The sequence below is a fragment of the Lachnospira sp. genome (genome assembly GCF_016290755.1).
GTDB classification, from domain to species: domain Bacteria; phylum Bacillota; class Clostridia; order Lachnospirales; family Lachnospiraceae; genus Lachnospira; species Lachnospira multipara.
On the sequence record NZ_JAEEVD010000085.1, the window covers coordinates 1 to 5,296 of the forward strand.

5 protein-coding genes are annotated in these 5,296 nt (G+C 35.5%); all 5 read right to left on the reverse strand.

The annotated features are described in order from the left end of the window. On the reverse strand, positions 1-674 hold a 674-nt coding region (locus QVA17_RS12100; protein ID WP_287389223.1), incomplete at its 3' end, for an ABC transporter permease. Positions 675-792: 118 nt separating this feature from the next. Further along, positions 793-2,373: an MBOAT family O-acyltransferase gene (locus QVA17_RS12105; RefSeq protein WP_287389225.1), complete on the reverse strand. Its 1,581-nt coding sequence runs from the start codon at positions 2,371-2,373 to the stop codon at positions 793-795. 2 nt (positions 2,374-2,375) lie between these two features. Further along, positions 2,376-3,479: a hypothetical protein gene (locus QVA17_RS12110; RefSeq protein ID WP_287389227.1), complete on the reverse strand. Its 1,104-nt coding sequence runs from the start codon at positions 3,477-3,479 to the stop codon at positions 2,376-2,378. 43 nt (positions 3,480-3,522) lie between these two features. Then, complete coding sequence (locus tag QVA17_RS12115) at positions 3,523-4,947, reverse strand: glycosyltransferase family 4 protein (protein ID WP_287389228.1); 1,425 nt, start codon at positions 4,945-4,947, stop codon at positions 3,523-3,525. 30 nt (positions 4,948-4,977) lie between these two features. After that, positions 4,978-5,296, reverse strand: a 319-nt coding sequence (locus QVA17_RS12120) for a glycosyltransferase (protein ID WP_287389229.1), incomplete at its 5' end; no start/stop codon positions are given.

Here is a 5,296-nt window from a genome sequence, read left to right on the forward strand (position 1 = left end):
CCTGGAACCTGCTTATAGTAAAGAATCTGTCTATAGATAGCAATAATAGGTGTTAATGGATTTAAGTTAAAGATTGGTAGTGCCCAATCTGGAACCATATCACTACCATACATAACTGGTGTCATATACTGTAATGCCATTGTAAGAATTCCTAATATATACTGTAAATCTCTTAAATAAACTGTAAGAGAGGCAACAATCAATGCGATACCTAAACATAACACATATTGTACTATCATAACTACTGGTAAACATAACAGAGCTAAGAAATTAATACCTCTGCCACTAAAGATAAGTACTACAAAGATTACGATAAATGTAAGAAGCATATTAATAAAACCACTTGTTACAGTTGCAATTGGTAAAACTTCTCTTGGGAAATATATCTTCTTAACCATATCTTTCTCTCTTAGAATACTTGTAGAACCATCTTGAACACTAGATGCAAAGAACATCCAAGGCACAAGAGCAACGAATAAGAATAAATAATACTGTTCATAACTAGCTTTCATAATAATCGAGAAAACTAATGTGAATACACATAACTGTAATAATGGATTAAGAAATGTCCAGAAGAATCCTAATATAGAACCTTTATATCTTCCTCGTAAATCCTTTTTAACTAAACTAAAAATCATCTGACGATATTCATATATCTCTACTAACTGTTTCACAACTTCCTCCTAAATTATAAAATTGCAAAATTTAATTTATTTTATCACACTACAGGTTTAATTACCATTGTTGATTGCCGACTAATATTACCACTAGTAAAGTTTTTAATCAACTACCCTAAAACAATGCATACATAAAGCAACCACTTTTACCAATATAACCAAGTACCAATATACATGCAAACACAATATAATACACTGCCCATCTAACAACTAGCGGTTTAGTTCCAAGAGCTTCTCTTATAACAATTCCTCTCTCCTTAAAGACACTCACCAAAAGTACCACAAGGCAACCAGCTACTAGTATAGCATAGTCATACATAGCCAAGCCAAAACTTGTAATGTAACCTGTTGATAATTGCTCTAAACTATAATTGCTAAATAACCCTTTAAAAAAGGTAGCACAATCACTCATTCCACCTGCACATATATCAAAAATCCAGCCGATATTTACTAAGATGAAAGTTCTAATTATAGAGACCACGCTCCAAAACTTTCCCTTAGCATTAATGTGACAAACTTCTAAGCCCTTCTTAAAGTAAGGCTTAAGTGCTGCACTAACAGCAATAATCACACCATTATAAATACCATAACAGATATATCTCCACTCAGCGCCATGCCAAACACCTACAATAAAGAAGATCAGTAAATTGGCAAGACAGATTGGAATTACTGTTCCAAAGTGCTTTCCGAAGTGTTTTCTTCCCCATTTACCCAAGTTATTCATTGCTTTAGTTAAAGAGAAAGGATAGAAAATGTAATCCTTCATCCAAGCACCAAGGCTTATATGCCATCTTCTCCAGAACTCACCAATAGACTTACTAAAGTATGGCTGTCTGAAGTTTTCATCCATAGTTACACCAAAGATTTGTGCAGCACCTATAACAATGTCGATACCACCTGAAAAATCCATGTATAACTGAATTGAATACATAAGTAATGTAATTACATTAGTAAAACCGCCATAAGCAGCTACATTTGCAGTAACTGTTGAAACTACAACCCCTGCTCTATCTGCAAGGACAAGTTTCTTAAATAAACCCCAGCCGATTCTTTGAATACCAAACTGAGCTCTTTTTAAATCCCACTCATGTTCACTAAACAAGCCACCTTCCACAAAGTGGTCATATCTTCCAATAGGACCCTGCATAATCTGAGGGAAGAAAGATACGAAGAGGAGCATCTTAAAGTAATTTGTTTCCGCACTACATTTTCCTTGGTAAACATCTATTACATAGCTAACTGCCTGAAATGTAAAGAAGGATAAACCTAGAGGTAGCACAAAGATTGGACTCTTATAAGAAGAACCAAAGACTCTATTAAAGTTTGTAACTGCAAAGTCTGAGTACTTAATAACAGCAAGTAAACCAAAGGCAAAGATAAGGGCAACAGCCACAACTATCTTTTTCTTTCTAGTGTACTTTTCTTTTATTATCTTTTTCTCATCCTTAGATAATTTCACACCTTCTGGCTTTATTGCTGCTTTTCTGTCGTTTTCTAGTTTTGTAATAAAACGGCCTGCAACATAAATTATTGTTGTTATATAAACTAGGGCTAAACTACAAGGAATACTAAAGCTAAAGTAATAAATAAAGCTTAATACGAGTAGCCAAACCCACTGTAATTTCTTTGGAATTATATAATATATAATTGCTCCTACTATTAAAAATAAGAAAAAGGAAACTTTTAAAAATGACATAGTTAATCCACCTTCCCATATAATTCATTAATCAATTCTTCACAGCTTTCCGTCTGAAGACTCTTGATATTAGTAGAGAGTAATTTCGAATAAACTTCCGCGAAATCTCCACACATATGACCTTCTGCATCTAGATAATTATCCTTTGAGCAATCAAGTATACTTGAATCCACCTCGTTATAATCTATAAAGGTCACATCATATTCATTGAAAAAATCGGACATTGTTTCATGAACCTTATCCATATCAATTATGCTTCTTGAATCTGTTGAGATTGGTGAATAAACACATACTAGTTCTATTCCATTTTCATCACAAAACTTTTTAATCTTTTCAAAATACGCTCTTGGAACCTTATGTACTGGCTGGTCATAGTCTTCTGCATGACAATCCCCAAAAGCACTATTAAATTCGCATCTAGGTGTGTAATAAAAACCTTTTCCCTTATAGGTTCCTGGACAATCTGTTTCTCTTAACTTATATATATTGTAATTATTGTCATGAGTTAATTTATATTCAACATTTTCCTTAATATAATCAAGGGAATAATGATAGTTATTTCTCATTGAAATTGCATTTCTAATATCTAAGACATTGCCATCTTCTATCATATATAACCACTTAACTGGTGAACTCCAAGATAACTGGTAATATATAAAGGCTCTATCAAAAGCCCCTCCTGTCTGGTCTCCTAAATAGTACTGATAGTCCACATCTAAGATAACCCTTTTAACATCATTATTCTTAGCTGCTTCTAATAATAAATAATAGGAATCCTTAACTGTTTCTCCAGGAATGCAAAGATTGATGGAGTTAGTGTCTAATACTTCATCCACAATAAATGGGTCAATGGCACATCTACCATGGCTGCCACCAAGTATAACTGTGTCAAAGCCTACTGTATCTCCCATCTGGCTTCCATCTTCATTAAGATCATAACCTCTGTCAGCAGCTGTAATAATGTATTTAACATAGCTATCTCCTATCAATGCAAAATTACATATCCAAACGAAAGCCACTAAACCAAGTATAAAAACTACCGATCTTACATATGCCCATACAGGCGATTTTACACTGCTATTATCCTTCTTCTCTTCCTTATCCATTTCCAATACCTTCTTACATATATCCCTTTAAATAATAATTGCTTTAGTTTACCCCACTAATCTTATCTATTCTATCCTTAACCTTCTTAGCCACATTTTCATAAGCCAAGTATGTTCTAGCATGCTCATAAGCTGCCTGCTTGATTCTGTTATAGTAGGCCTTATCGTATACGAGCTTCTGCATGTAGGCTGCTGCCTCTGAAACATCTGCGTCTGCCCACTTATAGCCCTTCTTAAAAGGATCTAGGTCTCTATCAAGTTCAATAAGCTTAGCATCTACCATACAAGCTACATTAGAATTCATGAATTCCACATTGCCTGACCAATTAGTGGCAATACAAGGAGTTCCAAGATACATGGCCTCTCCCATTACAAGACCAAAGCCTTCAGCTCTATGAAGGGAAACATAAGCATCTACGCATTCCACAAGGGAGTTCATCTCTTCCTTACCTGAAGTGCCCTTGATGATATATACATTTTCCTGCTCCTCAGGTGTTAGTATGGAAGCTAGAATATCCGCGTCTTTTTCAGATAACTCTGGCTCGCTAATCTTTATTACAAGACCGACTCCGTTATAGCCTTCCTTCTTGCCACCAAGAACTGTGCCTTCTTTAATGGCCTCACGAATCTGAGAATCAATAATGTTACCCACACCCTCAGTTGATACATTTTCATGTATTTCCTGTGGATTTAGTAAAAATGCTTCTTTAAACGCTTTAATTGCAGCAAGCGGATTCTTTCGCTCCATTACGCTGCCGCTAGAAAAACTTACCATAAATAAGAACTTATCTTCAGGTAGGCCAAAAAACTTTCTATCGCAGTTACTATCTGTCTTTAATTCAATACAGTGTGGCACTGTCATTACTGGCTTATCAGTATATTTTCTAAGGACATTTGAAACGAATTCTGATGGTGTCCATACTTCATCAACTAAGTTAAAGGCTGGTAGCCATTCCTCTGGAAAATCTTCCACTTCCCAAGCCCAAAAGCCAATATTATAGTGTCTATCCCACATCTCTTTACCCATGTTCATATAGCAAAGAGTAAACTCTGAGGCATTAACATCTATTAAGTTAATTCCGTAAGGCATCTGATCTAGGCTTACCTTGCCGCCGTTCTTACCGTCCTCATTAATTACTTCGCTGGCATATTCTGTATTAGTTCTTGAGCCTCCTGGTGGAACGAAGAAATCCCTAATAACATAAGGAACCTCCCCTGTCTTTAATAGCTTTGCTGCTATTCTTGCGCTCTGACCAAGACCGTTGTCTCCTTTAATATTACCAACTAAATTAACGCCATAAGGAAAGCTCTTAGGGTCGTATGGCAAAAAGCCTTCTGCTGCCACATTGGCGCTGGCTTTATTAACAACCGATGCTTTCATTCTGCTTAAAACCTTCATTGGCACTACTTTAGTAATAACCGGTCGAAGGCCTTCTCCAAGTTTTAAAATTATACTTTCTAAGCTCATTTTTCTCTCCTGCTGTTTATGATCAATTCATTATTTCCTAGCATCTGTAATCTTAACCATACCTGTACAAATCTCAATAAACTCAGATACCACCAAACCTAGCTTATCTGGCGAGTATCTAGCAAGAACCTTTTTATATTCTCTAGTATCAACTATCATATTGTAATCACACATTGCCTCTGAAAGGTTCTCAATCTGGCCCTGTTCGCTAGTATGTATATCAAATCTATTAACGCAATCTCCCACGATTTCATCAAAGATACTAAGATTACTTACAATAATAGGCTTGTTAAACTTCATTAATTCAAGTACCGGCATACCAAAACCCTCGGCCTTAGATGGGAAAAGG

Bases quoted from the DNA above. Each gene is read 5' to 3' on its own strand.
- QVA17_RS12105 (WP_287389225.1), bottom strand. From the start codon at position 2,373: ATGTCATTTTTAAAAGTTTCCTTTTTCTTATTTTTAATAGTAGGAGCA.
- QVA17_RS12110 (WP_287389227.1), bottom strand. From the start codon at position 3,479: ATGGATAAGGAAGAGAAGAAGGATAATAGCAGTGTAAAATCGCCTGTA.
- QVA17_RS12115 (WP_287389228.1), bottom strand. From the start codon at position 4,947: ATGAGCTTAGAAAGTATAATTTTAAAACTTGGAGAAGGCCTTCGACCG.